Below are 332 nucleotides of genomic sequence, written 5' to 3'. Positions count from 1 at the left end.
TTGATGGTTCCTCCCAGCTTGTACGGTGCCAATACCTGTCGCACGCGCTGTGAACTGGTCCCTCGCCAGCTTGAGGCACCTTCATGGTTATGGCGTTTCCAGTTGATCAATCTGTTCGCGATCCGCGTGTTCGACGCTCTTCTCGCCACGGCCCACAGTGACGGTGCCGTGCTCGCGGAGCTGCTGGCGCTGCGCCACGAGGTCGCGGTGCTCCGCCGCCAAGTCCACAGCCGACCAGGGCTGTCCTGGCCAGACCGGGCAATCCTGTCCGCGCTCGCCCGGTTCCTCCCCCGTCCGGTCCGCGCCCGACGACGGCTGGGAGGAACCATCAG

General features: G+C 66.0%; 1 pseudogene. It reads left to right on the top strand.

The features are described from left to right. Positions 1 to 102 precede the first annotated feature (102 nt). Positions 103 to 332 (top strand): annotated as a pseudogene (locus ACFHW1_RS28905) (hypothetical protein); the annotation flags it as partial.

The organism is Micromonospora sp. LOL_014 (assembly GCF_048060245.1).
In the GTDB taxonomy this organism is placed as follows: Bacteria; Actinomycetota; Actinomycetes; order Mycobacteriales; family Micromonosporaceae; genus Micromonospora_E.
The sequence above is the reverse complement of the archived record's forward strand: the minus strand, read 5'-3'. Positions and strand labels throughout refer to the sequence as shown.